The sequence below is a fragment of the Pseudomonas sp. GLN_2 genome (assembly GCF_043106005.1).
Lineage (GTDB): Bacteria > Pseudomonadota > Gammaproteobacteria > Pseudomonadales > Pseudomonadaceae > Aquipseudomonas > Aquipseudomonas alloputida.
Genome location: NZ_JBICMC010000067.1, coordinates 41719 through 68590 on the forward strand (window position 1 = coordinate 41719; position 26872 = coordinate 68590).

The following is a 26872-nucleotide window of genomic DNA, read 5'->3' on the forward strand; positions in this document are numbered from 1 at the left end:
CGGCAGGCGTAACGGTGGGGGCGTCAGAGCAACCCATCCGCGCGCAACAACGTTTCCAGGCAATGCTCCTGCACCCCATAGAACGCCTTGAGCTGGGCAATCTTCTCCAGCAACGCCCCGTTATCCCCCGCCTGCCGCCGCTTCACCGCAAGAATCATCTTGTTCTTGTTGGTGTGTTCCAGCGAGATGAACTCGAACACCTTGGTTTCATAGCCACAGGCTTCCAGGTACAGCGCGCGCAGGCTGTCGGTCAGCATTTCGGCCTGCTGGCCCAGGTGCAGGCCATACTGCAGCATGGGTTGCAGCAACCCTGGGCTGTGCAATTGCGGGCGGATCTGCTTGTGGCAGCACGGCGAGCACATGATGATCGCGGCGTTGCAGCGGATGCCGGTGTGGATGGCGTAGTCAGTGGCGATGTCACAGGCATGCAAGGCGATCATCACCTCGATGGCCTCAGGCACCACGCTGCGTACATCACCACACTGGAACTCCAGGCCCGGGTGGTCGAGGCGTGCGGCCGCGGCGTTGCACAGGTCGACCATGTCCTGGCGCAGCTCCACGCCGGTCACCTGTGCGTCACGGCCCAGACTGTTGCGCAGGTAGTCATGCATGGCAAAGGTCAGGTAGCCCTTGCCCGAACCGAAGTCGGCCACCCGCAGCGCCTGTTCCGTCGACACCGGTGCATTGGTCAGGGCGTGATCGAAGACCTCGATGAATTTGTTGATCTGCTTCCACTTGCGTGACATGGACGGGATCAGTGCGCCTTGTGCGTCGGTCACACCGAGGTCACGCAGAAACGGCCGCGACAGTTCCAGATAACGCTTCTTCTCACGGTCATGCCCGCTGCCCGCATCGGCCACGCGCGGTGCCTGGGCACCGTGGCGCTGGAGCATCGGTTTGCCCTTCTTGCTGAAGGTCAACTGCACTTCGCCGTCAGCATCGAACAGGTGAGCATTGCGGAAGCTGTCTGGCAGCAGTTCGGCAACCAGCACCTGGGCCTGGTCCAGCGGCAGGTTGCGGGTGATGTCGCGGGTCTGGTGGCGGTAGACCAGCGACAGGCACGGCTGGCCCTTGACCTGCAACGGCTTGGCAATGATCCGTTGCAAGGTCTGGTCGGCACCGACATGGCGCGCCAGCACCAGCTTGACCAGGGTTTCGCCGTGCAGGGCGGCGTTCAGCAGGTCGAGAAACTGAGCGCGCGCATCTGGCGCGCTAGAGGCAGAAGTACTGGCGGACATGAAAAAGGGGGCCTTGGGTCGCGGAACGCCTATTCTAACGTGCCGCAAGCCCCCTGTGGGAGCGGGCTTGCCCGCAACACCGGCAAAGCCGGTGGCAGACACCGTGTCGCCTGATTCGCGGGCAAGCCCGCTCCTGCAGGGAATCCAGCAAGGCTGGGCGCTCGTTCAGTCGAGAATCACCAAGCGGTTGGGCAATTCGTTGCGGGCATGGGTTGGCGGCACGTGCTGGCTAAGCAGCTCGCCACACGCTTCGATGCACTCGACAAAGCCCTGCAAGGTGCGGCCCTGGCGCACCTGCTCGGCCAAGCGGGCACCGATGGCCGCGCGGGCTTCGGCATCCAGGCAGTGTTCGATACCCCGGTCGACCAGGATCTCCACATGCCGCTCCGCCTCGCTGACGAAAATCAGCACGCCCGTGGCGCCTGCTGTGCGCTGCAGGTTCTGCTCGCGAAACTGCTGGCGGGCCAGGCGCGAGGCACGCCAGCGGCGCAAGGCACGGGGGATCAGCCAGTCGGCCAGGCGCGGGTTGCGCAGCAGCAGGCACAAAACGACGAACAGCAGCACGTTGCCCATCAGCACGCCACGCACGCTGGGCCAAGCCAGCAGCCAGTGCAACAGACCAGGCACGGTCAGTGCCAGCACGGCGGCCCACAACAACGGCCAATACGCATAATCGTCGGCACGACGGGCAAGCACCGTCACCAGTTCGGCATCGGTACGCCGTTCGGCACGGGCAATGGCTTCGGCAATCTGCCGTTGATGGTATTCGTCGAAGGGGGTCATGCCGTCGGTCTCTTGAGCATTCTTATAGTTGTTATCCCGGCATTCGGGGCTTCATCCGCAGGCGACATATTCAGGCATAATCCGCCGCTGGAAGAATTGCCTGCAAATCGTACAACAATAGCCGCCTGAAAACTTCGGTCGCGCACGTATCACCGTGGATACGGCAGAGGCCCCAAAACGGAATTGATGATGAAACTGTCTTTGCTGGGCCTGGCCATGGGCCTTGCCAGTCAGGCGGCCCTCGCCGCCCCCACCGCCCCGCCCCTGCAGGACAAGCAGGCCTTCATCGAGCATCTGATCAGCCAGATGACCGAAGCCGAGAAAATCGGCCAGTTGCGCCTGATCAGCATCGGCCCGGAAATGCCCCGCGACAAGATCCGCGAGGAAATCGCCGCCGGCCGTATCGGTGGCACCTTCAACTCCCGCACGGCCCCCGAAAACCGGCCGATGCAGGACGCGGCCATGCGCAGCCGCCTGAAGATCCCGATGTTCTTCGCCTACGACACCGTCCACGGCGAGCGCACCATCTTCCCGATCGGCCTGGGCATGGCCGCTACCTGGGACATGGAGGCCGTCGCCAAGGTCGGCCGCACCGCCGCGATCGAAGCCTCGGCCGACGCCCTGGACATGACGTTCGCGCCAATGGTGGATATCGCCCGTGACCCGCGCTGGGGCCGCACCAGTGAAGGTTTCGGCGAAGACACCTACCTGACCTCGAGAATCGGCCAGGTAATGGTGCGCTCGTTCCAGGGCAGCAGCCCGGCCAACCCCGACAGCATCATGGCCATCGTCAAGCATTTCGCCTTGTATGGCGCCGTGGAAGGCGGGCGCGACTACAACACGGTCGATATGAGCCTGCCGAAAATGTACAACGACTACCTGCCACCCTATCGCGCCGCGCTCGATGCGGGTGCCGGTGGCGTGATGGTGGCGCTGAACTCGATCAACGGCGTACCGGCCACCTCCAACACCTGGCTGATGAACGACCTGCTGCGCAAGGAGTGGGGCTTCAAGGGCGTGACCATCAGCGACCACGGTGCCATCCAGGAGCTGATTCGCCACGGCGTCGCTCGTGATGGCCGTGAAGCCGCCAAGCTGGCGATCAAGGCCGGCATCGACATGAGCATGAACGATACCCTGTACGGCGAAGAGCTGCCGGGCCTGCTGAAGTCCGGCGAGGTGACCCAGCGCGAGCTGGACCAGGCGGTGCGTGAAGTGCTGGGTGCCAAGTACGACATGGGCCTGTTCAAGGACCCGTACGTGCGCATCGGCAAGGCCGAAACCGACCTGAAGGACTACTACGGCAACGACCGCCTGCACCGCGAAGCTGCGCGTGACGTGGCACGCCGCAGCCTGGTGCTGCTGGAAAACCGCAACCAGACCCTGCCGCTGAAAAAGACCGGCACCATTGCCTTGGTCGGCCCGCTGGCCGATGCCCCGATCGACATGATGGGCAGTTGGGCCGCCGACGGTAAGCCCGTTCACTCGGTGACCGTGCGCGAAGGCTTGCGCCGCGCCGTGGAGGGCAAGGCCAAGCTGGTCTACGCCAAAGGCTCCAACGTCACGGGCGACAAGGCGATCTTCGATTACCTGAACTTCCTCAACTTCGATGCCCCGGAAATCGTCGACGACCCACGCCCGCCTGCCGTGCTGATCGATGAAGCAGTCAAGGCGGCGAAGCAATCCGACGTCGTGGTCGCAGTGGTCGGCGAGTCCCGTGGCATGTCCCACGAGTCGTCGAGCCGCACCACCCTGGAGATCCCTGCCAGCCAGCGCGAGCTGATCAAGGCGCTCAAGGCCACCGGCAAACCGCTGGTGCTGGTGTTGATGAACGGCAGGCCGCTGTCGATCAGCTGGGAGCGCGAGCAGGCCGACGCCATCCTCGAAACCTGGTTCGCCGGCACCGAAGGCGGCAATGCCATCGCCGACGTGCTGTTTGGCGACTACAACCCCTCCGGCAAGCTGGCCATTACCTTCCCACGGTCGGTGGGGCAGATCCCGATGTACTACAACCACACCCGCATCGGCCGGCCGTTCACGCCGGGTAAGCCGGGCAACTACACCTCGCAATACTTCGAAGAACCCAACGGGCCGCTTTACCCGTTCGGCTATGGCTTGAGCTACAGCAGCTTCGAGCTGTCGGGCCTGAACCTGTCGAGCAAGGATCTCAAGCGCGGCGATACGCTGGAAGCCAAGGTAACGGTCAAGAACACCGGCAAGGTTGCAGGCGAGACGGTGGTGCAGCTGTACCTGCAGGATGTGTCGGCGTCGATGAGCCGCCCAGTGAAGGAGCTGAAAAACTTCCAGAAGCTGATGCTTGAACCGGGTGAAACCCGCACGTTGACCTTCCGCATCAGCGAGGACGACCTGAAGTTCTACAATGGCCAGTTGCAGCGGGTTGCCGAACCAGGGGAGTTCAATGTCCAGGTAGGGCTGGATTCCCAGGCGGTGCAGCAGCAGAGTTTTGAATTGCTTTGACTGAAAAAGGCCGCCTGTTCCGGCCTCTTCTCGGGTAAACCCGCGAAGAGGCCGGCCCCGTTATCCCACCACCGGATCCGCCCCCCGATGCCCTTTTCCGTTCGCGCCCTGCGTCTGGGGCTGATCACCCTGCTGATCGTGCTGGGTACCGCACTCAGCGCCGGCTGGGCCATGCACCAGGCCAAACGCCAGGCCATGGAAGACGACGCCAAGCGTGCCAGCCAGCAACTGGGCCTGTACGCCAACGCACTGCACACCCTGATCGATCGCTACCGTGCCCTCCCCGCCGTGCTGGCGCTGGACCCGGAGCTGATCGCAGCCTTGCGCGGCCCGGTCGACGAAAAGGTTCAGAACGCCCTGAACCTCAAGCTCGAACGCATCAATGGCGCCGCCAATTCCTCCACCCTCGAGCTGCTCGACCGCACCGGGCTGGCCATTGCCGCCAGCAACTGGCGGCTGCCCAGCAGCTACGTCGGCTCCAACTACGGCTTCCGACCCTACTTCAAGCAAACCCGCAACCAGGGCAGTGGCCGCTTCTATGCCGTGGGCGTGACCAGTGGCGTGCCGGGCTACTTCCTCGCCAGCGCGGTGAACGACGAGCATGGCCGATTCCTTGGCGCCATGGTGGTCAAGCTGGAGTTCCCCGAGCTGGAACGCGAATGGCGACAGGGCAACGATATCCTGTTGGTCAGCGACGCCCGCGGCATCACTTTCATCGCAAACCAGGATGGCTGGCGCTACCGCGAACTTCAGCCGCTCAGTGGCGCCGACCGTGCCGAGCTGGCCGAAACCCGTCAGTACGACAAGCAACCGCTGGTGCCGCTACACCATCAGGTGCTGACGCGGTTTGCCCCCTACAGCACCCTTAGCCGCGTGCAAGGCCCCGAGGGTAGTACCGAGTACCTGTGGGAAAGCCTGCCGCTGGAAGGCGAAAACTGGACCTTGCACCTGCTGCGCAAACCGCAGGTCGCTGCCGACGGTCGTAATGCCGCGCTTGGCGCCGCCGCCGTCTGGCTGAGCCTGGTGTTCGCCGCCCTTTTCGTCAGCCAACGCCTGCGCCTGGCACGCCTGCGCCAGCGCAGCCGGCAAGAACTCGAACGCCAGGTCGAGGAACGCACCCGTGAGCTGCGCACTGCCCAGGAGGGCCTGGTGCAATCAGCCAAGCTCGCCGCTCTCGGGCAGATGTCGGCAGCCATGGCCCACGAAATCAACCAACCGCTGACCACCCAGCGTATGCAGCTGGAAACCCTGCGCCTACTGCTTGACCATGGTCGCCATGACGAAGCGCGGCAAGCGCTGGAGCCACTGGAACAGATGCTCACGCGCATGGCAGCACTTACCAGCCACCTGAAAACCTTTGCCCGCAACAGCCCGATGGGCCTGCGCGAACGCCTTGACCTGGCAACCGTGGTCGACCAGGCCTTGCACCTGCTGGAGGCGCGCCTTCGCAACGAAGACGTGGAAGTGGCGCTGTACCTGGCACGCCCGGCCTGGGTACGCGGCGATGCCATTCGCCTGGAGCAGGTGCTGATAAACCTCCTGCACAATGCACTCGACGCCATGCTCGACAAGCGTTACAAACGCCTGGAGATCCGCATCGAACCCGACGGGGAGCTATGGCGCCTGAGTGTGCTCGACTCGGGTGGTGGCATTGCCGAAGCCGACCTGGCCAAGGTCTTCGACCCGTTCTTCACCACCAAACCGGTGGGGGAAGGGCTAGGGCTGGGCCTGGCCATTTCCTACGGCATCGTCCACGAGGCCGGCGGCCAGCTGCGGGCCGAAAACCTGCCTGGCGGCGCGCGCCTGAGCCTTACCCTGCCCCGTGACCTGGAGCCTGTATGTTGAATTCGGTGATCGTCGTCGATGATGAAGCCAGTATCCGCACTGCTGTCGAGCAATGGCTGAGTCTGTCTGGCTTCAGCGTGCAGTTGTTCGCTCACGCCGAAGCGTGCCTGGCACACCTGCCGCAGCACTTCCCTGGGGTGATCATCAGCGATGTGCGCATGCCGGGCATGGATGGCCTGCAATTGCTCGAACGCCTGCAGGCGAACGACCCCGACCTGCCCGTGATTCTGCTGACCGGTCACGGTGATGTACCGATGGCGGTAGAAGCCATGCGCATGGGGGCCTATGACTTCCTGGAAAAACCCTTTACGCCGCAAGACTTGCTGGGCAGCCTGCGCCGCGCCCTGGAAAAGCGCCAGCTGGTGCTTGAGAACCGCCGGCTCCACGAGCAGGCCGACCTCAAGTCACGCCTGGAAGTCACGCTTCTGGGCATGTCCCAGGGCCTGCAACAGCTGCGCCGGCAAGTGCTGGACCTGGCCGGCCTGCCGGTGAACGTGCTGATTCGCGGTGAAACCGGCAGTGGCAAGGAGCGGGTGGCCCGCTGCCTGCACGACTTTGGCCCCCGTGCCGCCAAGCCCTTTGTAGCCCTTAACTGCGCAGCCATCCCCGAGTCGTTGTTCGAGGCCGAACTGTTCGGCCATGAGAGCGGCGCCTTCACGGGCGCCCAGGGTAAACGGATCGGCAAGCTGGAATATGCCAACGGTGGCACCGTGTTCCTCGACGAAATCGAGAGCATGCCACTGGCCCAACAGGCCAAGCTGTTGCGGGTGATACAGGAGCAGAAGCTGGAGCGCCTGGGGGCCAACCAGAGCATCAGCGTGGACCTGCGCATCATTGCTGCGACCAAGCCCGACCTGCTCGAGGAGGCGCGTGCCGGGCGCTTCCGCGAAGACCTGGCCTACCGCCTGAACGTGGCCGAATTGCGCCTGGCACCGCTGCGCGAGCGGCGGGAGGACATACCGCTGCTGTTCGAACACTTTGCCCGTGCTGCAGGTGAAAAGCTGGGTCGCACCGCCCCGCCGCTATCGGCTGCACAGCTGGCGCAGCTGCTGTCACATGACTGGCCTGGCAACGTGCGTGAGCTGGCCAATGCGGCGGAGCGGCATGCGCTGGGGCTGGGTTCGCCAAACATCGAGGTGGCACCTGCCGGGCAGTCGCTGGGCGAGCAGATGGAAGCATTCGAGGCGCAATGCCTGCGCGCGGCCTTGCGTCAGCATGGGGGCGAGATCAAGTCGGTGATGGAGGCATTGCAACTGCCGCGGCGCACCCTTAACGAGAAGATGCAACGGCATGGGCTGGTGCGCGAGGATTTTGTTGGGCAGGAATGAGCGGAAATCCGCTTATGACCTGCACCTGGTCGGCAAAAAACCGCTTATCACCTTGAGATTCCGGGCTGCTTTGCAGCCCTTCGCAGGCAAGCCCGCTCCCGCAAAGGGCAGCGCAAGCCCCACTACTGTGCCGGTTTTGGGGTATTGGATGCCCTGAAATGAATCAGCCCGCTCCCATTTGGCACACCTTCTGCAATTGCCTTGGCAAGCTGCGCCACGGCGCGCTCCACAAAAACAACGAGAAGGTATCCCTGATGGATAACGCCACCTCCCTGCCCGCCGGGGCGGCCACCGCGCCTGCCGCAGAAAAAACCACCGCCAGCCGCCTGAAGTCGATCTTCAGCGGGTCCATCGGCAACATGGTCGAATGGTACGACTGGTACGTCTACGCCGCATTCTCGCTGTACTTCGCCAAGGCCTTCTTCCCCGCCGGCGACTCCACCGCACAACTGCTCAATACCGCTGCGATCTTCGCCGTGGGCTTCCTCATGCGCCCGATCGGTGGCTGGCTGATGGGCCTGTACGCCGACCGCAAGGGCCGCAAGGCCGCGCTGATGGCGTCGGTACTGCTCATGTGCGCAGGCTCGCTGGTCATCGCCCTGACCCCAGGTTATGAAACCATCGGCGTCGCCGCACCTGTCCTGCTGGTCATCGCGCGCCTGCTGCAGGGCCTGTCGGTGGGTGGTGAATACGGCACCTCGGCCACCTACCTCAGCGAGATGGCCAGCAAGGAGCGCCGTGGTTTCTTCTCCAGCTTCCAGTACGTGACCCTGATCTCTGGCCAGCTCATCGCCCTGGCGGTCCTGATCGTCCTGCAACAGACCCTGACCACCGAGCAGTTGTACGCCTGGGGCTGGCGCGTGCCGTTCGTGATCGGTGCGCTGTGCGCCGTGGTGGCCCTGTACCTGCGTCGCGGCATGGAAGAAACCGCCTCGTTCACCAAGAAGGAAAAGGCCAAGGAAAGCCTGATGCGCACCCTGCTGCGTCACCCCAAGGAGCTGATGACCGTCGTCGGTCTGACCATGGGCGGCACCCTGGCCTTCTACACCTACACCACCTACATGCAGAAATACCTGGTCAACACCGTGGGCATGAGCATCAGTGACTCGACCACCATCTCGGCCGCCACGCTGTTCCTGTTCATGTGCCTGCAGCCGGTGATCGGTGGTCTGTCCGACAAGATCGGTCGCCGTCCGATCCTGATCGCCTTCGGTGTGCTCGGCACCCTGTTCACCGTTCCCATCCTCAGCACCCTGCACACCATCCAGACCTGGTGGGGTGCGTTCTTCCTGATCATGGCCGCACTGATCATCGTAAGCGGCTATACCTCGATCAACGCCGTGGTCAAAGCCGAGCTGTTCCCTACCGAGATTCGCGCCCTGGGCGTGGGCCTGCCGTATGCCCTGACCGTGTCGATCTTCGGTGGCACCGCCGAATACGTGGCCCTGTGGTTCAAAAGCGCTGGGATGGAGAGCGGCTTTTACTGGTATGTCACCGCCTGTATCGCCTGCTCGCTGCTGGTTTACGCGACCATGAAAGACACCAAGCAGCACTCGCGAATCACCACTGAATAACGCTGGCCTGGCAGTACTAAAAGGGGCGCTCCATTGCATGGAGCGCCCTTTTTCATTCAGACCTTTCCTTCTTAACGCCCTATTAATTCCACCTTTTCAAGCTGCAATGGCTGGCAGAACGTTGGCGCCCGCGCGAACGCTCCCAAGCCAGGCTTGCGGCCTGAAGCACGGCATACGCGCACAAACACATCGAATAAATAGATTATTAAGCACTGTTTTTTGCGCTTTTTAATCAAATTATTCGGCGTAGGATTAAACCCATAGAAACAAACAACTCACAAACCCCTGGAGCAACGACCATGAAAAACAAACTGATCCTCACCTTGGCCCTCTCGGTTTTCGCCGCTGGCGCCTTCGCCGAAGATGGCTTCGACCGGACCGACGCTCACACCTTTGCCGCGGTTCAAACCCAGTCAGCCAGCTACGCTGAAGACGGCTTCGACCGCACCGGCGGCCAACGCTTCGCCGAAGACGGCTTCGACCGCACCGGTGGCCAGCGCTTCGCCGAAGACGGCTTCGACCGCACCGGTGGCCAGCGCTTCGCCGAAGACGGCTTCGACCGCACCGGTGGCCAACGCTTCGCTGAAGACGGCTTCGACCGCACCGGCGGCCAACGCTTCGCTGAAGACGGCTTCGACCGCACCAACGCGCACCGCATCAGCTGATACCTGATTGCGAGCACCCAGCCCGGCTTCGGCCGGGCTTGATCATTTGCACACGAGCTCAGGCTTGGCACACTAGGCACCTTGTCCACCAGGAGGTAGGGCCAACAAGCCCAGCACAGATGTATTACTACGAACCCGCCAAAGGCCACGGCCTGCCGCACGACCCGTTCAATGCCATCGTCGGTCCCCGCCCTATCGGCTGGATCTCCTCTCAGGACCGCGAAGGCCGCCTGAATCTGGCGCCTTACAGCTTCTTCAATGCGTTCAACTACATCCCGCCGATCATCGGTTTCTGCAGCGTCGGGCGCAAAGACAGCCTGAACAACATCGAGCAGACCGGTGAGTTCGTCTGGAACCTGGCCACCCGCCCACTGGCCGAGCAAATGAACCTGAGCTGCGCACCGGTTGCTGCCGAAGTGAACGAATTCGAATTGAGCGGCCTCACTGCCGCACCGTCTAGCATCGTCAAGGTGCCGCGCGTGGGTGAAACGCCGGTAGCCTTCGAGTGCAAGGTCAGCCAGATCGTCCAGCTCAAGCGCGCCGACCAGCAAGAGGTGCCCAGCTGGCTGATCCTTGGGGAAGTGGTGGCGGTGCACATTGCCGAGCACCTGTTGAACAACGGCATCTACGATACCGCTGCCGCCGAGCCGATCCTGCGTGGGGGTGGCCCGGCGGATTATTTCGAGCTGGGCAACCTGTTCAAGATGGCCCGGCCGCCGGCCTGATCACCAGACCAGCTCACCTTCTTCGCTGACGCCCTGCAGGCGTTGCAGCTCGGCGGTGGCCGCTTCGTCGGCGGCCACAGCGCCCTTGAACACCTGCCCGTCGAGAACCTTGTGAAAACGCGGCGCACCGCCCATGCCCAAGGCTTTGACTGCGATGGCCGCGTGGTAGCCGCCACCATCCACCGGCACCATCGCCGATACCGCTTCGAAATGAGTGAATTCCCTACGTGCCATGTTGCTGTCCGCGTGATTGAACAAGGGCGTCACTTTACCTCATCCACGCTCAGTCGAAGGTATGCAAGTCCAGGCTGCTGACCACCTGAGCCTGCACCAGCTCACCGAACACCTCCAGTGTCGGAGAAGCAAAGTAACCACTCATCGCCTGCTGGTCCTGCCAGCTTCCGCTGAGCAACCACAGGTCAGCATCAGCCTGAGAACGCTGCACGGTGAAACTCAGGCATCCCGGTGTACGCAGCGAGGGCTCGAGCAGGTCACGCAGGCGCGCGCCCAGCTCTGCCGAGCGCCCGCTGCTGGCACGGATGAAAGCAAGGTGGGTGACCGGTTGTTTAAGGGTCATTGCACAATCTCCTTGAAGCAGGCGGACGGAAAAGCCAGGCTGCCAAGGTTAGGCGCTCACCCGCGCGGCGCGTTAGGCCATTACTGCATGTCAATTGCCTGATCCTGCAGCACGGCAGGATCAGGCAATCGACATGCAGCTTTCGACTAGCGCCCGTCTTTGCCCAAACCTATGCTGCGTCGGTCAGCAGAGGAAAGCCATCATGACCACCGCCACGTCCACCGAACCGACCCTGGAACTGCAGCGCCTGGAGCTGGCCGAGCTGATCAACCGCCACGCGGGCGAGCCCTATGGCCCAGCATCGGCCATCGATGACCTGTACCTGGTGCGTTACACCGAAAATGTGCGTTCTGTACCCACCCTGGCGCAGCCTGCCCTGTGCATCCTTGCCCAAGGCAGCAAAAGCCTGTTCCTGGGTGACGAGCAGTACGCCTACGACCCACTGCATTACATGGTCGTTTCGGTGACCTTGCCACTCAGTGCCGTGAGGCTGGATGCCAGCCCCGAGAACCCAAGCCTGGGCCTGCGCATGGACCTGGACCCGGCCGAGATCAGCCAGCTGATCGCCGAGAGCGGACCGATGCTGGTACCTAATCGACCTTCCGGCCGTGGTTTGTATGTGGAAAGGACTGATGCTGCGTTACTCGATGCCCTGCTGCGGTTGCTGCGGCTGCTGGACACCCCGCGCGACATCGCAATGCTGGCGCCGCTGTTCCGCCGCGAGATTCTCTACCGCCTGCTGCGTGGGCCGCAGGGTTACCGGCTGTATGAAATTGCCTTGGCCAACAGCCAGACCCACCGGGTTTGCCAGGCCATCTCCTGGCTCAACAACAACTTCCAACAGCCGCTGCGTATCGAGGACCTGGCCCGTGAGGTCAACCTCAGCACCTCGACCTTGCACCACCGCTTCAAGGCCGTGACCTCGATGAGCCCGCTTCAGTACCAGAAGCAACTGCGCCTGCAAGAGGCGCGGCGGCTGATGTTGAACGACGGGCTGGAAGCGGCGGTGGCGGCTTATCGGGTGGGTTATGAAAGCCCGTCGCAATTCAGCCGTGAATACAGCCGGCTTTACGGCGCGCCGCCAATTCGCGATGTGGCTCGGTTGCGGGCTACTGCGGTCTGAAGCTCGACACTCGCCTGCCCCGGCGCTTTCGCGGGTAAACCCGCACCTGCAGGTTTTTGCACAGATGCGAAAATTGCGCGCTGCCTGCAGGCACGAGAGGCCGATACAGGCAATCGCAATGCTTCAACCCAACACCGCGGCCTGCCACTGATTCTGGTCCACCTGAATCAAGGTCGGCCCCTTGCGCTCCACCGCTTGCCCGAGCGCCGCCTGCAATTGGGCGATATCGGCCACGTTCTCTGCTGCCGCGCCCAATGCTCGCGCCACGCCGATGAAATCCGGGGTATGGATATCCACCCCGACCGGCTCGATCGCCCGATTGACCATGTATTTCTTGATTTCCTCGTACCCCTGGTTATTCCACAGCAGCACGATCAGCGGTACCTGTGCCTCCACTGCACTGGCCAGTTCCGGCAGGGTGAACTGCAAACCACCATCACCAATCAGGCACACCGCCGGAGCGCGTTCGACGGCCTGCTCGGCACTGCCCAACCAGGCGCCCATGGCTGCTGGCAACGCGTAACCCAAGGTGCCGTAACCGGTCGAGGCGTTGAACCAGCGGCGTGGCTGCTCCATGTCGAGTGTCAGGTTGCCGGTGTACACAGGTTGGGTCGAGTCGCCCACCAGAATCGCATCAGGCAGGCGCTCCAGTATGGCGCTCAGCAAACGCGTCTGGCTCAGGGTGGGCTGGTCCCAGTCTGCCGCCAGGACCTTGCGCAGGTCGGCCACGCGGGCCACGCCCCAAGTGCTTTCGTGCACTGGCTGCGGCTGGGCTTGCAGGGCACCGAGCAGCGCTTCGGCTGCCAGCTCGGCATCGGCTACCAGCGCCAGCTCCGGCAGATAATTGCGCACGGTCTGGTCCGGGTCGATGTCAATGCGCAGCAGCCTGCCCGGGATCTCGAAGCCTCCCTTGAAGGTCACGTCATAATCGGTTTCAGCCAGTTCGGTACCGATCGCCAGCACCACGTCGGCCTCGGCCACCAGCGCCCGTGTGGCGGGTAACGACTGGGTCGAGCCGATCTGCAATGGGTGGCTGGCAGGCAGCAAGCCTTTGGCATTGATGGTCAGCGCTACCGGGGCCTGAAGGTGTTCGGCCAGGCGTGCCAGCGCAGCGCCCGCAGCCAACGCCCCGCCACCGGCCAGAATCAGCGGCCGACGTGCACTGGCCAGTCGCTCAGCCATCTGCGCCACGGCCTGCGGTGCAGCCCCTGCCCGACTGCCCCGTACAGGGCGGCCCGGCAGCAGGAAGTCGGCCGGTTCAACCAGCACATCGAGCGGGATTTCGATATGCACCGGGCGTGGCCGGGCACTGTCGAACACGGCAAATGCCCTGGCCAGCACCTGCGGCAAGTCGGCTGCACTCATCAAGGTGTGGGAAAACGCCGCCACACCCGATACCAGCGCGGCTTGGTTGGGCAGTTCGTGCAGCTTGCCACGGCCACCGCCCAGCTGATCACGGGACTGCACGCTGGAAATCACCAGCATCGGGATCGAGTCGGCATAGGCCTGGCCCATGGCAGTGGTGATATTGGTCATGCCCGGGCCGGTGATAATGAAGCACACCCCGGGTTTGCCGCGGGTACGCGCATAGCCGTCAGCCATGAACCCGGCACCTTGCTCATGACGCGGGGTGATGTGGCGAATGGAAGAGCCCGCCAGGCCACGATAGAGCTCCACGGTATGTACACCGGGGATGCCGAAGACATGATCGACGCCATAGCCTTCAAGGAGTTTGACCAGTACTTCGCCGCAGGTTGCCATCAGGGGTCACCATGAATCGTGTTGGGGTATGCCCTTATTGGACCCAAGCCACGGCTATCGCCACAATGTAAAAAAACACATACTAGCCATGTCCTGTGATCATGGCTTACTGCAATGAAACGCCTCCCGCCCCTGCCTGCCCTGCACACGTTTCTGGTCACCGCCCAGCACTGCAACTTCACCCGCGCCGGGCAGCAGTTGCACATCACCCAGGGCGCTGTCAGCCGCCAGATTGCAGCCCTCGAAGAACACCTCGGCTATGCCCTGTTCAAGCGCGAGGCGCGTGGGTTGAGCCTGACCCGTGAAGGCCTGGACTGGCTGCCGCGGGTGCAGCAGGTGTTCGCCCTGATCGAACAAGGGGTGCGCGAGGTGGGTGAGCACAGCACGACCTTGCAACTGAAGGCACCAACCTGCGTAATGCGCTGGCTGCTGCCACGCCTGATGGAATGGCAGGCACTGCGCCCGGATGTGCCGGTTGAGCTGACCACGACCGTGCAGCACGGGGTGGATTTCCGTCGCGAGGGCTTCGATGCCGCTGTGGTCTACGGCGATGCGCCGAACCACGGGCTGCAGGTGCGCAAGCTGTTCGATGAGCAGCTGACCCCGGTGTGCGCACCGTCACTGCGTGAGGGGCCAGTGCCGTTGCAGCAGGTGGAAGACCTGGCCCGACATATGTTGCTGCATCCCTCGCGGGATGAACACGACTGGCGGTTGTGGTTGCAGGCGGCTGGAGTGACGCTCGCCACGCATGGGCCTAAACAACATTTCGAGACACTGGACATGGCGATGGCCATGGCCTCGCAGGGGACAGGGGTGGCAATCGGTGACTGGTCGCTGATTGGCGATGACCTGCGCGGTGGGCGGTTATGCATGCCGTTTGCGCTGAAGGTGCTGACAGGCAAGGGGTATTACCTGGTGAGCCAGGCCAGGAGCTTGCCGCCGGGGCTGCTGGAATTGCTGGACTGGCTGGAGGGCCAGGCCAGCCTGTGACGGCCCTTTCGCAGTCGACTCAATAGCCGACTGTGAACCGTTGCCGCGAGTGCTGCGGCTTCTCCAGTTCATCCAGCATGGCAATCGCATAGTCGGCAAACGTGATCCAGCTCTTGCCATCCGCACCGATCAACAGATGATCCTTGCCCAGCGTATAGTGACCTCTGCGCTCACCCTCAACGAACTCAGCCGAAGGCGAGAGGAAGGTCCAGTCCAGGTTCGGCTCGCGCCGCAGCGCCTCCAGAAAACGCACGCCGGCACTGGCCTCGGCTTTATATGCCTCCGGGAAATCCGGGCTGTCGATCACCCGATGCCCTGACGGCAGCAACAAGCTACCGGCGCCACCCACCACCAGCAGGCGCTTGACCCCGGCGCGCTTCACCGGCTCGATGATGGCGTGCGGCTCCATTGTCGAGAAATGCGCGGCACTCAACACAGCGTCCATACCTGCGACCGCTGCCTGCAGGGCCGCGCTGTCCGTGGCATCCAGCGACTTGACGGTCACACCCTCACGCCCTTCAAGCGTGGAAGGGTCGCGGGCTATGGCCAGTACACGGTGACCACGGCGCAGGGCCTCTTCCAGTAACTGGCTGCCAGCACGGCCGGTGGCACCGATGATTGCGATCTTGCTCATGAAATACTCTCCATCAGTTGAACGGAATGACCGCCCTTGGTGACCTTCGCCGCCAGCGCCAAGGCTCTCGTCTGCCGGCTTCGGGTAACGCCTTCTACCAAACAATGCGCATAGCTTAGTTACCCGATTCGTCACAAAAAATGCGATGCTCAGACATAGTTTGTTTCTGAAATCGGGCAAATCATGGACCGTCTCAACGCCATGCGTGTCTTCGTCACAGTCATCGACCTGGGCAGCCAGTCGGCGGCGGCGGACTATCTGCAGTTATCGCGGCCGGTCGTGTCGCGCTACCTGGCAGAGTTGGAAGACTGGGTTGGCACGCGGCTGATGCAGCGGACCACGCGCAAGCTCAGCCTCACGGCAGCCGGCCAGGAAACCCTGCCTCGCTGCCGGCAACTGCTGGAATTGGCCGGCGACCTGCAGGCTGCCGTGCAGCAGCCGGAAGACGCGCCAAGGGGGGCACTGCGTATCAGCGTCAGTACCTCATTCGGCCAGGCACAGCTGGTGGATGCAGTGGCCGCCTATGTGCGGCGCTTCCCTGACGTGAAGGTAGAACTGCAGATGCTCGACCGCACCGTCAACCTGGTGGACGAGCGCATCGACCTGGCCATTCGCACCAGCAATGACGTGGACCCCAGCCTCATCGCCCGGCGCCTGAGCGTGTGCCGCTCGGTCGTGTGCGCGGCACCCGCCTACCTGAATGAGCGAGGCACGCCGCAACGGGTTGAGGAACTGGGCCTGCACAACTGCCTGACCCATGCCTACTTCGGACACAGCTTGTGGCATTTCGCGGTAGCCGGCCAGCAGGTCGCCGTGCCCGTATCCGGAAACATCAGTGCCAATGAGGTGATGACCCTGCAGAGGGCCGCGCTGGCTGGCGCAGGTATCGCCATGCTGCCAACCTTCCAGGCCGCCGACGCCATACGCCGGGGTGAACTGGTGCGTCTGCTGCCCGAGGCCAAACCGCGGGAACTGAACCTGAATGCGGTGTATACGTCACGCAAACACATGCCGGCGACCTTGCGCAGCATGCTGGATTTCCTGGTACAGCGTTTCAAGGACGAGCCGGAGTGGGATCGGGATCTATACTAGTGGCGTACACCCCTATCGCTGTCACGGGAGGTGAGCACCATGGGCATCAAATCCAGAAGAGTCGCCCTTGTCATGGCCCTTACCGCAGTCACAGCGCTGTATGGCTCAGCCTGCTGGCGCGCCGAACTGCTACGCAGCCAGCCCAGCGTCGCCAATAGCTGCGAGCAGGCACATTGCGTGCCTCACAGTGCAACCTTGAGCGCCGTCCGTTGAATGAACGGCGCCCTGCCGATCACTCTTCGACGCTCATGTATTCCTTGGCCCAGCGAATGTAGTCTTCAGGCTGGGTGTAGGTGTGCGAGAGTTCGGTGGCACTGAGGTTTTCCGACTTGTTCTGCCGACCACGCTGCAGCCGCAGGCAGTCGTAAGTGGCCTTGATCGCGGCAAAGTAAGCCGCATGGCCATCGACCACGATGCGCACGCCCAGACGCGCCAGGCGCTCGTCATCGCGCAGGTTCGGGTTGCCATAGGTAACCAGCATCAGCGGCACGGTCAGGTGCTCGGCAATCTGTTCGAGCTGCTCGAAGTCCTTGACCCCGACCATGCAGATGCCATCAGCGCCCGCCTTCTGATAGCTCTGGGTACGCACGATGATTTCTTCGGTGCTGAGTACGCCCGCGTTGGTACGGGCAATGATCGACAGGGACGAATCGACTCGTGCCTCCAGCGCCGCGCGGATCTTGCCAACGCCCTCCTCGACCGGTATCAGGTCGGTGGACTTGCGCCCGAACTGGGCAGGCAGCAGGGTGTCCTCGATGGTCAGTGCGGCCACACCGGCGCGCTCCAGTTCGATCACCGTGCGCATCACGTTCAATGCGTTGCCATAACCGTGGTCGGCGTCGGCCAGTACCGGCAGTTGCGCGACCCGACCAATGCGGGTGGCCTGCTCGACGAACTCGCTGAGGGTGATCAGAGCGAAGTCTGGAGCAGCCAGTACCTGCAACGAAGCGACCGAACCGCCGAGGATACCGACTTCGAAGCCCAGGTCTGCGGCAATGCGTGCCGACATAGGGTCGAACACCGAGGCAGTGTGGAAACAGGAACCTGAAGCGAGCAGCTCGCGGAAGGCAAAACGCAGATCTTGGTGGGAAGCCTTGGGCATGATCACTCCGCAAAAAAGTTGAAATTTGAACGGTAACTACCGACCCCTGTAATCGGGTCTACCTGACCTGTTCCAACCGTCGCCATCTGGGCGGTCATGCTCGACATGCAGGCAGAGGAATAAAAGGTGTGGGAGACAGCGGACTGAAAAACCTGCGGCAATATGCTGCACCAACCTGGTGCAACCCCCGGATTTCAGCCTCTGTGGCATACCAACGATATCACGCAGCCATGCAGCACTGGATGAATGCGCCAATGCCGATCTTGCATAGGGGATGCAGATAGTACATAGGAAGCTACCTAACTCAGGTTACAATCCGAGGGCTCTGTGAGAGCTGGCTTGCCCGCGAAGGGGCCGCTATAGACAAACAAGGTATTCCCGTGACCGCCGCTCTGCCCCCCACCGCCCTGCGCAACGTGCTCACCGCCCTGATGCTGGCCATCTTCCTCGGCGCACTGGACCAGACCATCGTTGCCGTCTCGCTGCCCGCCATCTCGGCGCAGTTCAGCGATGTCGGCCTGCTGGCCTGGGTCATCTCCGGTTATATGGTGGCCATGACCGTGGCCGTGCCGATCTACGGCAAACTGGGCGACCTTTACGGCCGGCGCCGGATGATCCTCACCGGCATCAGCCTGTTCACCCTGGCCTCCATTGCCTGCGCCATGGCCCAGGACATGCCGCAGCTGGTGCTGGCCCGGGTACTGCAGGGTATCGGCGCAGGCGGGATGGTCTCGGTGAGCCAGGCAATCATTGGCGACTTTGTGCCCCCACGCGAACGCGGCCGCTACCAGGGCTACTTCAGCAGCATGTACGCCGCGGCCAGCGTGGCCGGGCCAGTGCTGGGCGGCTGGTTGACCGAGTACCTGTCGTGGCGCTGGGTGTTCTGGATCAACCTGCCGCTGGGGCTGGTCGCCTTGTGGGCCATTCGCCGTGCGCTCGCTGACATGCCGGTGCAGCGTCGCGAGGCACAGGTGGACTACCTTGGCGCCATGCTGTTGATTCTCGGCCTTGGCAGCCTGCTGCTGAGCATCACCTTGGTGGGCCAGGGCCACGCCTGGGCCGACCCGGCCGTGCTGGCGCTGTTCGGCTGCGCCCTGCTGGGCCTGGCGCTTTTCATCGCACACGAACGCCGCTGCCCAGAACCGCTGCTGCCGCTCAGCCTGTTCGGCAACCGTGTGGCAGTGCTGTGCTGGGCGGTGATCTTCTTCGCCAGCTTCCAGTCCATTTCCCTGACCATGCTGATGCCCTTGCGTTACCAGGGCATTACCGGCGCCGGTGCCGACAGCGCCGCCCTGCATCTGCTGCCGCTGGCCATGGGGCTGCCCATGGGCGCCTTCACAGGAGGCCGGATGACCAGCCGGACCGGGCGCTACAAGCCACAGATCCTGGCCGGTGCACTGCTGATGCCAGTGGCCATTTTCGCGATGGCACTGACTCCGCCGCAATCAGCGTTGCTCAGTGCGCTGTTCATGCTGCTGACCGGCATAGCCTGCGGGCTGCAATTCCCGACCTCACTGGTGGGCACACAAAGCGCGGTGGCCAGCAAGGACATCGGCGTGGCCACCAGCACCACCAACCTGTTCCGCTCGCTGGGCGGAGCCATGGGCGTAGCGTGCATGTCCAGCCTGTTGCTGGCACTGCTGCATCAAGGTGGTTTCGACTTGACGGGTAACCCGTTGCTGGGGAGTTTGAAGGCCGCAGAGGTGGACCTGGTGACTCAAGGGCGGTTGCTGGAGACGTTCAGGCAACTGCTGATGGGGAGTGCGCTCGTCGCGGTGCTGGGACTGTTCGCGGCATTTGCTTTGCCTGACCAGCAATTGCGCGGCCGCTGAAGGTTGCACACGCGCTGCCGCCTTGTGGTGCGAACAGCTGCAAGGCGGCGACCTTAATCTCCCCTTAACACAAAGGGGAAACACTCCCTCACAATCCTTAACAAAGTGTCATTTGCGCAGAGCCGGGCTCAAGCGCAGCATATCCAGCCCGGTGTCGACCCATTTTTCGACATCACCCAACAGATCGACACTGTCAGGCAGCAATAGCCAGCGCCCGATCAGGCCATCGACATAGGCAAACATGGCCACCGCCGCGCGCTCGACATCCAGCTCGCCAGGCAACTGGCCCCGGCGTACGGCATTGGCCAGCGCCAGGGTGATGCCCTTGTGGCAATCCAGCACCGCACTCTGGCGCTGCTGGCGAATTTCACACATGTCATCGGTGAACTCGCACTTGTGATGCAGGATTTCATTGATACGACGGGTTCGGGCATCGAGCACCAGCTCGTTGAACACTTGCAACAGCAGCTTGCGCATGCAGCCAAGCGGGTCGAGTTCATCCTCGCTTTCGCTCGCGCGCGCCAAATGGTCATGGGTCTCGCGCAGGCTGTCGAGCAACGCCTGCACCAGCTCGGCCTTGTTGTTGAAGTGCCAGTAGATCGCCCCCCGCGTCACACCCGCCAGTTCGGCGATGTCGGCCAGGGTGGTTCGCGCGACCCCGCGCTTGTAGAAGGCCCTTTCCGCCGCCTCGATGATCTGGGCACGGGTTTCCTGGGCTTCTTCTTTGGTTCGACGGACCATGGCAGTACAACCTCATCTGGCCCGAACGCGCAGCGCGTGCGGGGAACGCTCCGGGGGCACCTCTGCCGGGGCCTCTCGGATGAGCTAATCAAGCGCTGAGGCAGTACCTGAGTACCACCCAGCAGTATTTACAAACAACCATGAATGTAAGTATATTCCTTAGCAAGCTATTTATCCACCGGATAGCATTTTTTCCAGATCAAGATCTCTTCCATTACTCTTGAGCGTCTCCCTGCTCCAGCGACCCGAGGATCCTCATGCAATTCAAGCCAGCCGTTACCGCTCTGGTTTCCGCCGTCGCCCTGGCAACCCTGCTCAGTGGCTGTAAGAAAGAAGAAGCAGCGCCAGCGGCGCAGGCTCCTCAGGTCGGCGTCGTGACCATCCAGCCGCAAGCCTTCACCCTCACCTCGGAATTGCCGGGGCGAACCAGTGCCTACCGCGTCGCCGAAGTGCGCCCGCAGGTCAACGGCATCATCCTCAAGCGCCTGTTCAAGGAAGGCAGTGAGGTCAAGGAAGGCCAGCAGTTGTATCAGATCGACCCTGCCGTGTACGAAGCCACCCTGGCCAATGCCAAGGCCAACCTACTGGCTACACGCTCACTGGCCGAACGTTACAAGCAACTGATTGACGAACAGGCCGTCTCCAAACAGGAATACGACGACGCCAATGCCAAACGATTGCAGGCTGAGGCTTCGCTCAAGAGCGCACAGATCGACCTGCGCTATACCAAGGTTCTGGCGCCAATCAGCGGCCGTATCGGTCGCTCTTCGTTCACCGAAGGTGCACTGGTGAGCAATGGTCAGACCGACGCCATGGCCACCATCCAGCAGCTCGATCCTATTTATGTCGACGTTACCCAGTCCACCGCCGAGCTGCTCAAGCTGCGCCGTGACCTGGAAAGCGGCCAGTTGCAGAAGGCCGGCGACAACGCCGCCTCGGTTCAGCTGGTACTGGAAGACGGCAGCCTGTTCAAGCAGGAAGGCCGCCTGGAATTCTCCGAAGTCGCGGTTGACGAGACCACCGGCTCGGTGACCCTGCGCGCCCTGTTCCCCAACCCCGATCACACCCTGCTGCCAGGCATGTTCGTGCATGCGCGGCTCAAGGCCGGGGTCAACGCCAACGCCATCCTGGCACCGCAACAAGGCGTGACCCGCGACCTCAAGGGTGCACCCACCGCCCTGGTGGTCAACCAGGAGAACAAGGTCGAACTGCGCCAGCTCAAGGCCAGCCGCACCTTGGGTAGCGACTGGCTGATCGAGGAAGGCCTCAATCCGGGTGACCGCCTGATCACCGAAGGGCTGCAATACGTGCGCCCAGGCGTCGAGGTGAAGGTCAGCGATGCCACCAACGTCAAGAAGCCGGCCGGCCCTGATCAGGCCAACGCGGCGAAAGCAGACGCCAAAGCGGAGTAAACCATGTCGAAGTTCTTTATCGATCGCCCGATCTTCGCCTGGGTGATCGCCTTGGTGATCATGCTGGTCGGGGCCTTGTCTATCCTGAAGCTGCCGATCAACCAGTACCCCAGTATCGCGCCGCCGGCCATCGCCATCGCCGTGACCTACCCGGGCGCCTCGGCGCAAACCGTGCAGGACACCGTGGTGCAGGTGATCGAGCAGCAGCTCAACGGTATCGACAACCTGCGTTATGTGTCGTCGGAAAGTAACTCCGACGGCAGCATGACCATTACCGCCACCTTCGAACAGGGCACCAACCCCGACACCGCGCAGGTACAGGTACAGAACAAGCTGAACCTGGCCACCCCGCTGCTGCCGCAGGAAGTGCAGCAGCAAGGTATCCGCGTCACCAAAGCAGTGAAGAACTTCCTGCTGGTGATTGGTCTGGTCTCCGAAGACGGCAGCATGACCAAGGACGACCTGGCCAACTACATCGTCTCGAACATGCAGGACCCGATCTCGCGTACCGCGGGTGTAGGTGACTTCCAGGTGTTCGGTGCGCAGTACGCGATGCGTATCTGGCTCGATCCGGCCAAGCTGAACAAGTTCCAGCTGACCCCGGTCGACGTCAAGACCGCTGTGGCCGCACAGAACGTGCAGGTGTCTTCCGGCCAGCTCGGCGGCCTGCCAGCCCTGCCGGGCACCCAGCTGAACGCCACCATCATCGGCAAGACCCGCCTGCAAACCGCCGAGCAGTTCGAGAGCATTCTGCTCAAGGTCAACAAAGACGGTTCACAGGTGCGCCTGGGTGACGTCGCCCAAGTAGGCCTGGGGGGTGAAAACTACGCTGTCAGCGCCCAGTTCAACGGCAAGCCGGCTTCCGGCCTGGCGGTAAAACTGGCAACCGGCGCCAACGCCCTGGACACCGCCAAGGCACTGCGCGAGACCATCAAAGGCCTGGAGCCGTTCTTCCCGCCGGGGGTCAAGGCGGTATTCCCGTATGACACCACCCCCGTGGTCACCGAATCGATCAGCGGCGTGATCCACACCCTGATCGAGGCCGTGGTGCTGGTGTTCCTGGTGATGTACCTGTTCCTGCAGAACTTCCGCGCCACCATCATCACCACCATGACCGTGCCGGTCGTATTGCTGGGTACCTTCGGTATTCTTGCCGCCGCGGGCTTCAGCATCAACACCCTGACCATGTTCGCCATGGTCCTGGCCATCGGCTTGCTGGTGGACGACGCCATCGTCGTGGTGGAGAACGTCGAGCGGGTCATGTCCGAAGAAGGCTTGCCGCCCAAGGAAGCGACCAAGCGCTCGATGGAACAGATCCAGGGCGCCCTGGTGGGTATCGCCCTGGTGCTCTCGGCCGTACTGCTGCCCATGGCGTTCTTTGGCGGCTCCACGGGTGTGATCTACCGGCAGTTCTCCATCACCATCGTCTCGGCCATGGGCCTGTCGGTACTGGTTGCGCTGATCTTCACCCCGGCGCTCTGCGCAACCATGCTCAAACCGCTGAAGAAGGGCGAACACCACACCGCCAAAGGCGGCTTCTTCGGCTGGTTCAACCGCAACTTCGACCGCAGCGTCAACGGCTACGAGCGTAGCGTAGGCACCATCCTGCGCAACAAGGTGCCATTCCTGCTGGCCTATGCGCTGATCGTGGTCGGCATGATCTGGCTGTTCGCCCGCATCCCTACCGCGTTCCTGCCAGAAGAAGACCAGGGCGTACTGTTCGCTCAGGTGCAGACCCCGGCGGGTTCCAGTGCCGAGCGCACGCAGGTCGTGGTCGACCAGATGCGTGAATACCTGCTCAAGGACGAAGCCGATACCGTATCGTCGGTGTTCACGGTCAACGGTTTCAACTTCGCAGGCCGCGGCCAGAGCTCAGGCATGGCCTTCATCATGCTCAAACCCTGGGATGAACGCTCGAAGGAGAACAGCGTGTTCGCCCTGGCCCAGCGTGCCCAGCAGCACTTCTTCACCTTCCGTGATGCGATGGTGTTCGCCTTCGCCCCGCCAGCGGTGCTTGAACTGGGTAATGCCACCGGCTTCGACGTGTTCCTTCAGGACCGCGGCGGTGTCGGCCACGCGAAGTTGATGGAGGCGCGCAACCAGTTCCTGGCCAAAGCTGCGCAGAGCAAGATCCTCAGCGCCGTGCGCCCGAACGGCCTGAACGATGAACCGCAGTACCAACTGACCATTGATGACGAACGTGCCAGCGCCTTGGGCGTGACCATTGCCGACATCAACAACACCCTGTCGATTGCCTTGGGTGCCAGCTACGTCAACGACTTCATCGACCGTGGCCGGGTCAAGAAGGTGTACATCCAGGGCGAACCCAGCGCGCGGATGAGCCCGGAAGACCTGCAAAAATGGTACGTGCGCAACGGCGCAGGCGAGATGGTGCCGTTCTCCTCCTTCGCCAAAGGCGAATGGACCTACGGTTCGCCGAAGCTGTCGCGTTACAACGGTGTCGAAGCGATGGAAATCCTCGGTGCACCGGCGCCTGGTTACAGTACCGGTGAAGCCATGGCCGAGGTCGAGCGCATTGCAGGCGAGCTGCCGAGCGGTATCGGCTTCTCCTGGACCGGCATGTCCTACGAGGAAAAACTCTCCGGCTCGCAGATGCCGGCACTGTTCGCCCTCTCGGTGCTGTTCGTGTTCCTGTGCCTGGCGGCCCTGTACGAAAGCTGGTCGATCCCGATCGCTGTGGTGCTGGTGGTACCGCTGGGTATCATCGGTGCGCTGATCGCTACCAGCCTGCGCGGCCTGTCCAACGACGTGTACTTCCTGGTTGGCCTGTTGACCACCATCGGTCTTGCGGCGAAAAACGCCATTCTGATCGTGGAATTCGCCAAGGAGCTGCACGAACAAGGCCGTAGCCTGTACGACGCAGCGATCGAGGCGTGCCGCATGCGTCTGCGCCCGATCATCATGACCTCGCTGGCGTTCATCCTGGGCGTGGTACCGTTGACGATCGCCAGCGGCGCCGGCGCCGGCAGCCAGCACGCCATCGGTACTGGCGTGATCGGCGGCATGATCAGTGCGACCGTGCTGGCTATCTTCTGGGTACCACTGTTCTTCGTCGCAGTGTCGTCGCTGTTCGGCAGCAAAGAGCCGGAAAAAGACGTCACCCCTGAAAATCCACGTTATGAGGCTGGGCAATGACCAAGTCTTTGTTGTCCCTGGCGGTAACCGCTTTCATTCTTGGCGGCTGCTCGCTGATCCCTGACTACCAGACCCCAGAGGCACCGGTGGCTGCACAGTGGCCGCAAGGCCCTGCATACTCGCCGACGCAATCGGCGGATGTTGCCGCTGCTGAACAGGGCTGGCGCCAGTTCTTCCACGACCCGGCGCTGCAACAGCTGATCCAGACCTCGCTGGTCAACAACCGCGACCTGCGGGTCGCGGCGCTGAACCTCGATGCCTACCGTGCGCAATACCGCATTCAGCGCGCCGACCTGTTCCCGGCAGTTTCGGCCACCGGCAGCGGCAGCCGCCAGCGTGTCCCGGCGAACATGTCGCAAACGGGCGAATCCGGCATTACCAGCCAGTACTCGGCCACCTTGGGCGTCAGCGCCTACGAGCTGGACCTGTTCGGCCGCGTGCGCAGCCTGACCGAGCAGGCTCTGGAAACCTACCTCTCCAGCGAGCAGGCGCGTCGTTCCACGCAAATCGCCCTGGTCGCCAGCGTGGCCAACGCCTACTACACCTGGCAGGCTGACCAGGCCCTGTTCAAGCTGACCGAAGAAACGCTGAAGACCTACGAGGAAAGCTACAACCTCACCCGTCGCAGCAACGAGGTCGGCGTGGCCTCGGCCCTGGACGTCAGCCAGGCGCGTACCGCCGTGGAAGGCGCCAGGGTCAAGTACTCGCAGTACCAGCGTCTGGTCGCCCAGGACGTCAACAGCCTGACCGTGCTGCTGGGCACCGGCATTCCTGCCGACCTGGCCAAGCCGCTGGAGCTTGATGCCGACCAACTGGCCGAAGTACCGGCCGGCCTGCCATCGGATATCCTTCAGCGTCGCCCGGACATTCAGGAAGCCGAGCACCTGCTCAAGGCCGCCAACGCCAACATTGGTGCAGCCCGCGCAGCGTTCTTCCCGAGCATCAGCCTGACCGCTAACGCTGGTAGCCTGAGCCCCGACATGGGCCACCTGTTCTCGGGCGGCCAGGGCACCTGGCTGTTCCAGCCGCAGATCAACCTGCCGATCTTCAACGCCGGTAGCCTTAAAGCCAGCCTGGACTACTCGAAAATCCAGAAGGACATCAACGTCGCCAAGTACGAAAAAACCATCCAGACGGCCTTCCAGGAAGTCTCCGATGGCCTGGCGGCACGCAAGACCTTCGAAGAGCAGTTGCAGGCCCAGCGCGACCTGGTGCAGGCGAACCAGGACTACTACCGCTTGGCCGAACGCCGTTACCGCATCGGGATTGACAGCAACCTGACCTTCCTCGATGCCCAACGCAATCTGTTCAGTGCCCAACAAGCGCTGATCGGCGACCGCCTGTCGCAGCTGACCAGCGAGGTCAACCTGTACAAGGCGCTTGGCGGTGGCTGGTACGAGCAGACCGGGCAGGCCAACCAGCAGGCATCGGTGGAAACACCGAAAGGCTGATCGGCCTTGTTACAGCAAAGCCCACCCTTAGCGGTGGGCTTTGCTTTTTTACTGCCTGTGCCGACCTGTATCCCCTGGCGATTCAGCGTCGCAGCCACCACCGTATTCGCGGGTGAACCCGCTCCTACACGGATCGTGTGGCGGACACATACGGTGGTTGGGCGCAAGCCGTTGTAAGAGCTGGTTTACCCGCGAAGACGCCGCCACACGAGAGTTATTAACCAACCGGAACATTCCGTTCGATTATCGCCCCGTTCCGTTTGCGGCGAATTGCCTCACCCCCGCACTACCCCGCACCATCCCCCCACGCAACGTTACCCAAGTTCATCAAAAACACCCGCACCTGCAGGCCCGATCCCGCAGCG

General features: G+C 62.7%; 21 protein-coding genes. 13 read left to right on the top strand and 8 right to left on the bottom strand.

Features of this window, described 5'->3' with window-relative positions; translation table 11 throughout:
- Window positions 1-23: 23 nt before the first annotated feature.
- Together ACF8Q6_RS15885 and ACF8Q6_RS15890 are read right to left on the bottom strand one after the other, a co-directional pair.
- Entirely contained in the window at window positions 24-1238 is a 1215-nt protein-coding gene (locus ACF8Q6_RS15885) for a class I SAM-dependent methyltransferase (RefSeq protein ID WP_392494239.1), read from the bottom strand.
- Window positions 1239-1403: 165 nt separating this feature from the next.
- Window positions 1404-2021, bottom strand: a complete 618-nt coding sequence (locus ACF8Q6_RS15890) for a TPM domain-containing protein (RefSeq protein WP_014754347.1) — start codon at window positions 2019-2021, stop codon at window positions 1404-1406.
- Window positions 2022-2207: 186 nt separating this feature from the next.
- Between ACF8Q6_RS15890 and bglX the strand changes: the two genes are divergently transcribed.
- From bglX to ACF8Q6_RS15920, 6 genes are all read left to right on the top strand, one after another.
- Window positions 2208-4499: a beta-glucosidase BglX gene (bglX, locus tag ACF8Q6_RS15895; protein ID WP_392494237.1), complete on the top strand. Its 2292-nt coding sequence runs from the start codon at window positions 2208-2210 to the stop codon at window positions 4497-4499.
- Window positions 4500-4586: 87 nt separating this feature from the next.
- Entirely contained in the window at window positions 4587-6344 is a 1758-nt protein-coding gene (locus ACF8Q6_RS15900) for an ATP-binding protein (protein WP_012053622.1), read from the top strand.
- Complete coding sequence (locus tag ACF8Q6_RS15905; RefSeq protein ID WP_003251989.1) at window positions 6338-7672, top strand: sigma-54 dependent transcriptional regulator; 1335 nt, start codon at window positions 6338-6340, stop codon at window positions 7670-7672. Before ACF8Q6_RS15900 ends, ACF8Q6_RS15905 begins: the two co-directional genes overlap by 7 nt.
- Before the next feature lie 254 nt (window positions 7673-7926).
- A complete protein-coding gene (locus tag ACF8Q6_RS15910; protein WP_003251986.1) occupies window positions 7927-9246 on the top strand; it encodes an MFS transporter in 1320 nt (439 codons plus the stop codon).
- A 299-nt stretch (window positions 9247-9545) separates the two neighbouring features.
- Window positions 9546-9911, top strand: a complete 366-nt coding sequence (locus ACF8Q6_RS15915; RefSeq protein WP_012053623.1) for a hypothetical protein — start codon at window positions 9546-9548, stop codon at window positions 9909-9911.
- Between the two features lie 119 nt (window positions 9912-10030).
- On the top strand, window positions 10031-10636 hold the full coding sequence (locus ACF8Q6_RS15920) for a flavin reductase family protein (protein ID WP_004575149.1): 606 nt from the start codon (window positions 10031-10033) through the stop codon (window positions 10634-10636).
- On the opposite strand, the gene ACF8Q6_RS15925 is transcribed toward ACF8Q6_RS15920, so the two are convergent.
- Both ACF8Q6_RS15925 and ACF8Q6_RS15930 read right to left on the bottom strand, forming a co-directional pair.
- Window positions 10637-10903, bottom strand: coding sequence for a hypothetical protein (locus ACF8Q6_RS15925; protein WP_392491135.1), 267 nt, complete (start codon window positions 10901-10903; stop codon window positions 10637-10639).
- A gap of 16 nt (window positions 10904-10919) precedes the next feature.
- Window positions 10920-11213: a putative quinol monooxygenase gene (locus tag ACF8Q6_RS15930; RefSeq protein WP_010952504.1), complete on the bottom strand. Its 294-nt coding sequence runs from the start codon at window positions 11211-11213 to the stop codon at window positions 10920-10922.
- Window positions 11214-11415: 202 nt separating this feature from the next.
- On the opposite strand from ACF8Q6_RS15930, the gene ACF8Q6_RS15935 reads away from it, so the two are divergent.
- Window positions 11416-12336, top strand: coding sequence for an AraC family transcriptional regulator (locus ACF8Q6_RS15935; RefSeq protein WP_341782909.1), 921 nt, complete (start codon window positions 11416-11418; stop codon window positions 12334-12336).
- A 123-nt stretch (window positions 12337-12459) separates the two neighbouring features.
- Here ACF8Q6_RS15935 and ACF8Q6_RS15940 read toward each other — a convergent pair whose 3' ends face one another.
- On the bottom strand, window positions 12460-14097 hold the full coding sequence (locus ACF8Q6_RS15940) for a 5-guanidino-2-oxopentanoate decarboxylase (protein WP_019752469.1): 1638 nt from the start codon (window positions 14095-14097) through the stop codon (window positions 12460-12462).
- A 114-nt stretch (window positions 14098-14211) separates the two neighbouring features.
- Between ACF8Q6_RS15940 and ACF8Q6_RS15945 the strand changes: the two genes are divergently transcribed.
- Window positions 14212-15087: a LysR substrate-binding domain-containing protein gene (locus ACF8Q6_RS15945; RefSeq protein ID WP_012053627.1), complete on the top strand. Its 876-nt coding sequence runs from the start codon at window positions 14212-14214 to the stop codon at window positions 15085-15087.
- A gap of 19 nt (window positions 15088-15106) precedes the next feature.
- On the opposite strand, the gene ACF8Q6_RS15950 is transcribed toward ACF8Q6_RS15945, so the two are convergent.
- On the bottom strand, window positions 15107-15721 hold the full coding sequence (locus tag ACF8Q6_RS15950) for an NAD(P)-dependent oxidoreductase (protein WP_003251968.1): 615 nt from the start codon (window positions 15719-15721) through the stop codon (window positions 15107-15109).
- A 183-nt stretch (window positions 15722-15904) separates the two neighbouring features.
- Here ACF8Q6_RS15950 and ACF8Q6_RS15955 point away from each other — a divergent pair, with 183 nt between their 5' ends.
- Window positions 15905-16813 carry a LysR family transcriptional regulator gene (locus tag ACF8Q6_RS15955; RefSeq protein WP_012053628.1) on the top strand — a complete coding sequence of 303 codons (909 nt, stop codon included), beginning with the start codon at window positions 15905-15907 and terminating at the stop codon, window positions 16811-16813.
- A gap of 232 nt (window positions 16814-17045) precedes the next feature.
- Here ACF8Q6_RS15955 and ACF8Q6_RS15960 read toward each other — a convergent pair whose 3' ends face one another.
- Window positions 17046-17915, bottom strand: coding sequence for an oxaloacetate decarboxylase (locus ACF8Q6_RS15960; RefSeq protein WP_003251963.1), 870 nt, complete (start codon window positions 17913-17915; stop codon window positions 17046-17048).
- A gap of 380 nt (window positions 17916-18295) precedes the next feature.
- On the opposite strand from ACF8Q6_RS15960, the gene ACF8Q6_RS15965 reads away from it, so the two are divergent.
- Window positions 18296-19747, top strand: a complete 1452-nt coding sequence (locus tag ACF8Q6_RS15965; protein WP_392491136.1) for an MDR family MFS transporter — start codon at window positions 18296-18298, stop codon at window positions 19745-19747.
- A 108-nt stretch (window positions 19748-19855) separates the two neighbouring features.
- Here ACF8Q6_RS15965 and ttgR read toward each other — a convergent pair whose 3' ends face one another.
- Complete coding sequence (gene ttgR / locus ACF8Q6_RS15970; RefSeq protein WP_012053630.1) at window positions 19856-20488, bottom strand: efflux transport transcriptional regulator TtgR; 633 nt, start codon at window positions 20486-20488, stop codon at window positions 19856-19858.
- A 257-nt stretch (window positions 20489-20745) separates the two neighbouring features.
- Between ttgR and ttgA the strand changes: the two genes are divergently transcribed.
- Genes ttgA through ACF8Q6_RS15985 form a run of 3 tightly spaced genes read left to right on the top strand, consistent with a single transcriptional unit; the run spans window position 20746 to window position 26507 of the window.
- Complete coding sequence (ttgA, locus tag ACF8Q6_RS15975) at window positions 20746-21900, top strand: toluene efflux RND transporter periplasmic adaptor subunit TtgA (RefSeq protein WP_010952494.1); 1155 nt, start codon at window positions 20746-20748, stop codon at window positions 21898-21900.
- A 3-nt stretch (window positions 21901-21903) separates the two neighbouring features.
- Window positions 21904-25056, top strand: a complete 3153-nt coding sequence (gene ttgB / locus ACF8Q6_RS15980) for a multidrug efflux RND transporter permease subunit TtgB (protein ID WP_014754360.1) — start codon at window positions 21904-21906, stop codon at window positions 25054-25056.
- Entirely contained in the window at window positions 25053-26507 is a 1455-nt protein-coding gene (locus ACF8Q6_RS15985) for an AdeC/AdeK/OprM family multidrug efflux complex outer membrane factor (RefSeq protein ID WP_010952492.1), read from the top strand. Before ttgB ends, ACF8Q6_RS15985 begins: the two co-directional genes overlap by 4 nt.
- Window positions 26508-26872: the final 365 nt, after the last annotated feature.

Coding starts and splice junctions, on each gene's coding strand:
- ACF8Q6_RS15885 (WP_392494239.1), bottom strand. CDS start 1,238: ATGTCCGCCAGTACTTCTGCCTCTAGCGCGCCAGATGCGCGCGCTCAG.
- ACF8Q6_RS15890 (WP_014754347.1), bottom strand. CDS start 2,021: ATGACCCCCTTCGACGAATACCATCAACGGCAGATTGCCGAAGCCATT.
- bglX (WP_392494237.1), top strand. CDS start 2,208: ATGATGAAACTGTCTTTGCTGGGCCTGGCCATGGGCCTTGCCAGTCAG.
- ACF8Q6_RS15900 (WP_012053622.1), top strand. CDS start 4,587: ATGCCCTTTTCCGTTCGCGCCCTGCGTCTGGGGCTGATCACCCTGCTG.
- ACF8Q6_RS15905 (WP_003251989.1), top strand. CDS start 6,338: ATGTTGAATTCGGTGATCGTCGTCGATGATGAAGCCAGTATCCGCACT.
- ACF8Q6_RS15910 (WP_003251986.1), top strand. CDS start 7,927: ATGGATAACGCCACCTCCCTGCCCGCCGGGGCGGCCACCGCGCCTGCC.
- ACF8Q6_RS15915 (WP_012053623.1), top strand. CDS start 9,546: ATGAAAAACAAACTGATCCTCACCTTGGCCCTCTCGGTTTTCGCCGCT.
- ACF8Q6_RS15920 (WP_004575149.1), top strand. CDS start 10,031: ATGTATTACTACGAACCCGCCAAAGGCCACGGCCTGCCGCACGACCCG.
- ACF8Q6_RS15930 (WP_010952504.1), bottom strand. CDS start 11,213: ATGACCCTTAAACAACCGGTCACCCACCTTGCTTTCATCCGTGCCAGC.
- ACF8Q6_RS15935 (WP_341782909.1), top strand. CDS start 11,416: ATGACCACCGCCACGTCCACCGAACCGACCCTGGAACTGCAGCGCCTG.
- ACF8Q6_RS15940 (WP_019752469.1), bottom strand. CDS start 14,097: ATGGCAACCTGCGGCGAAGTACTGGTCAAACTCCTTGAAGGCTATGGC.
- ACF8Q6_RS15945 (WP_012053627.1), top strand. CDS start 14,212: ATGAAACGCCTCCCGCCCCTGCCTGCCCTGCACACGTTTCTGGTCACC.
- ACF8Q6_RS15950 (WP_003251968.1), bottom strand. CDS start 15,721: ATGAGCAAGATCGCAATCATCGGTGCCACCGGCCGTGCTGGCAGCCAG.
- ACF8Q6_RS15955 (WP_012053628.1), top strand. CDS start 15,905: ATGGACCGTCTCAACGCCATGCGTGTCTTCGTCACAGTCATCGACCTG.
- ACF8Q6_RS15960 (WP_003251963.1), bottom strand. CDS start 17,915: ATGCCCAAGGCTTCCCACCAAGATCTGCGTTTTGCCTTCCGCGAGCTG.
- ttgR (WP_012053630.1), bottom strand. CDS start 20,488: ATGGTCCGTCGAACCAAAGAAGAAGCCCAGGAAACCCGTGCCCAGATC.
- ttgA (WP_010952494.1), top strand. CDS start 20,746: ATGCAATTCAAGCCAGCCGTTACCGCTCTGGTTTCCGCCGTCGCCCTG.
- ttgB (WP_014754360.1), top strand. CDS start 21,904: ATGTCGAAGTTCTTTATCGATCGCCCGATCTTCGCCTGGGTGATCGCC.
- ACF8Q6_RS15985 (WP_010952492.1), top strand. CDS start 25,053: ATGACCAAGTCTTTGTTGTCCCTGGCGGTAACCGCTTTCATTCTTGGC.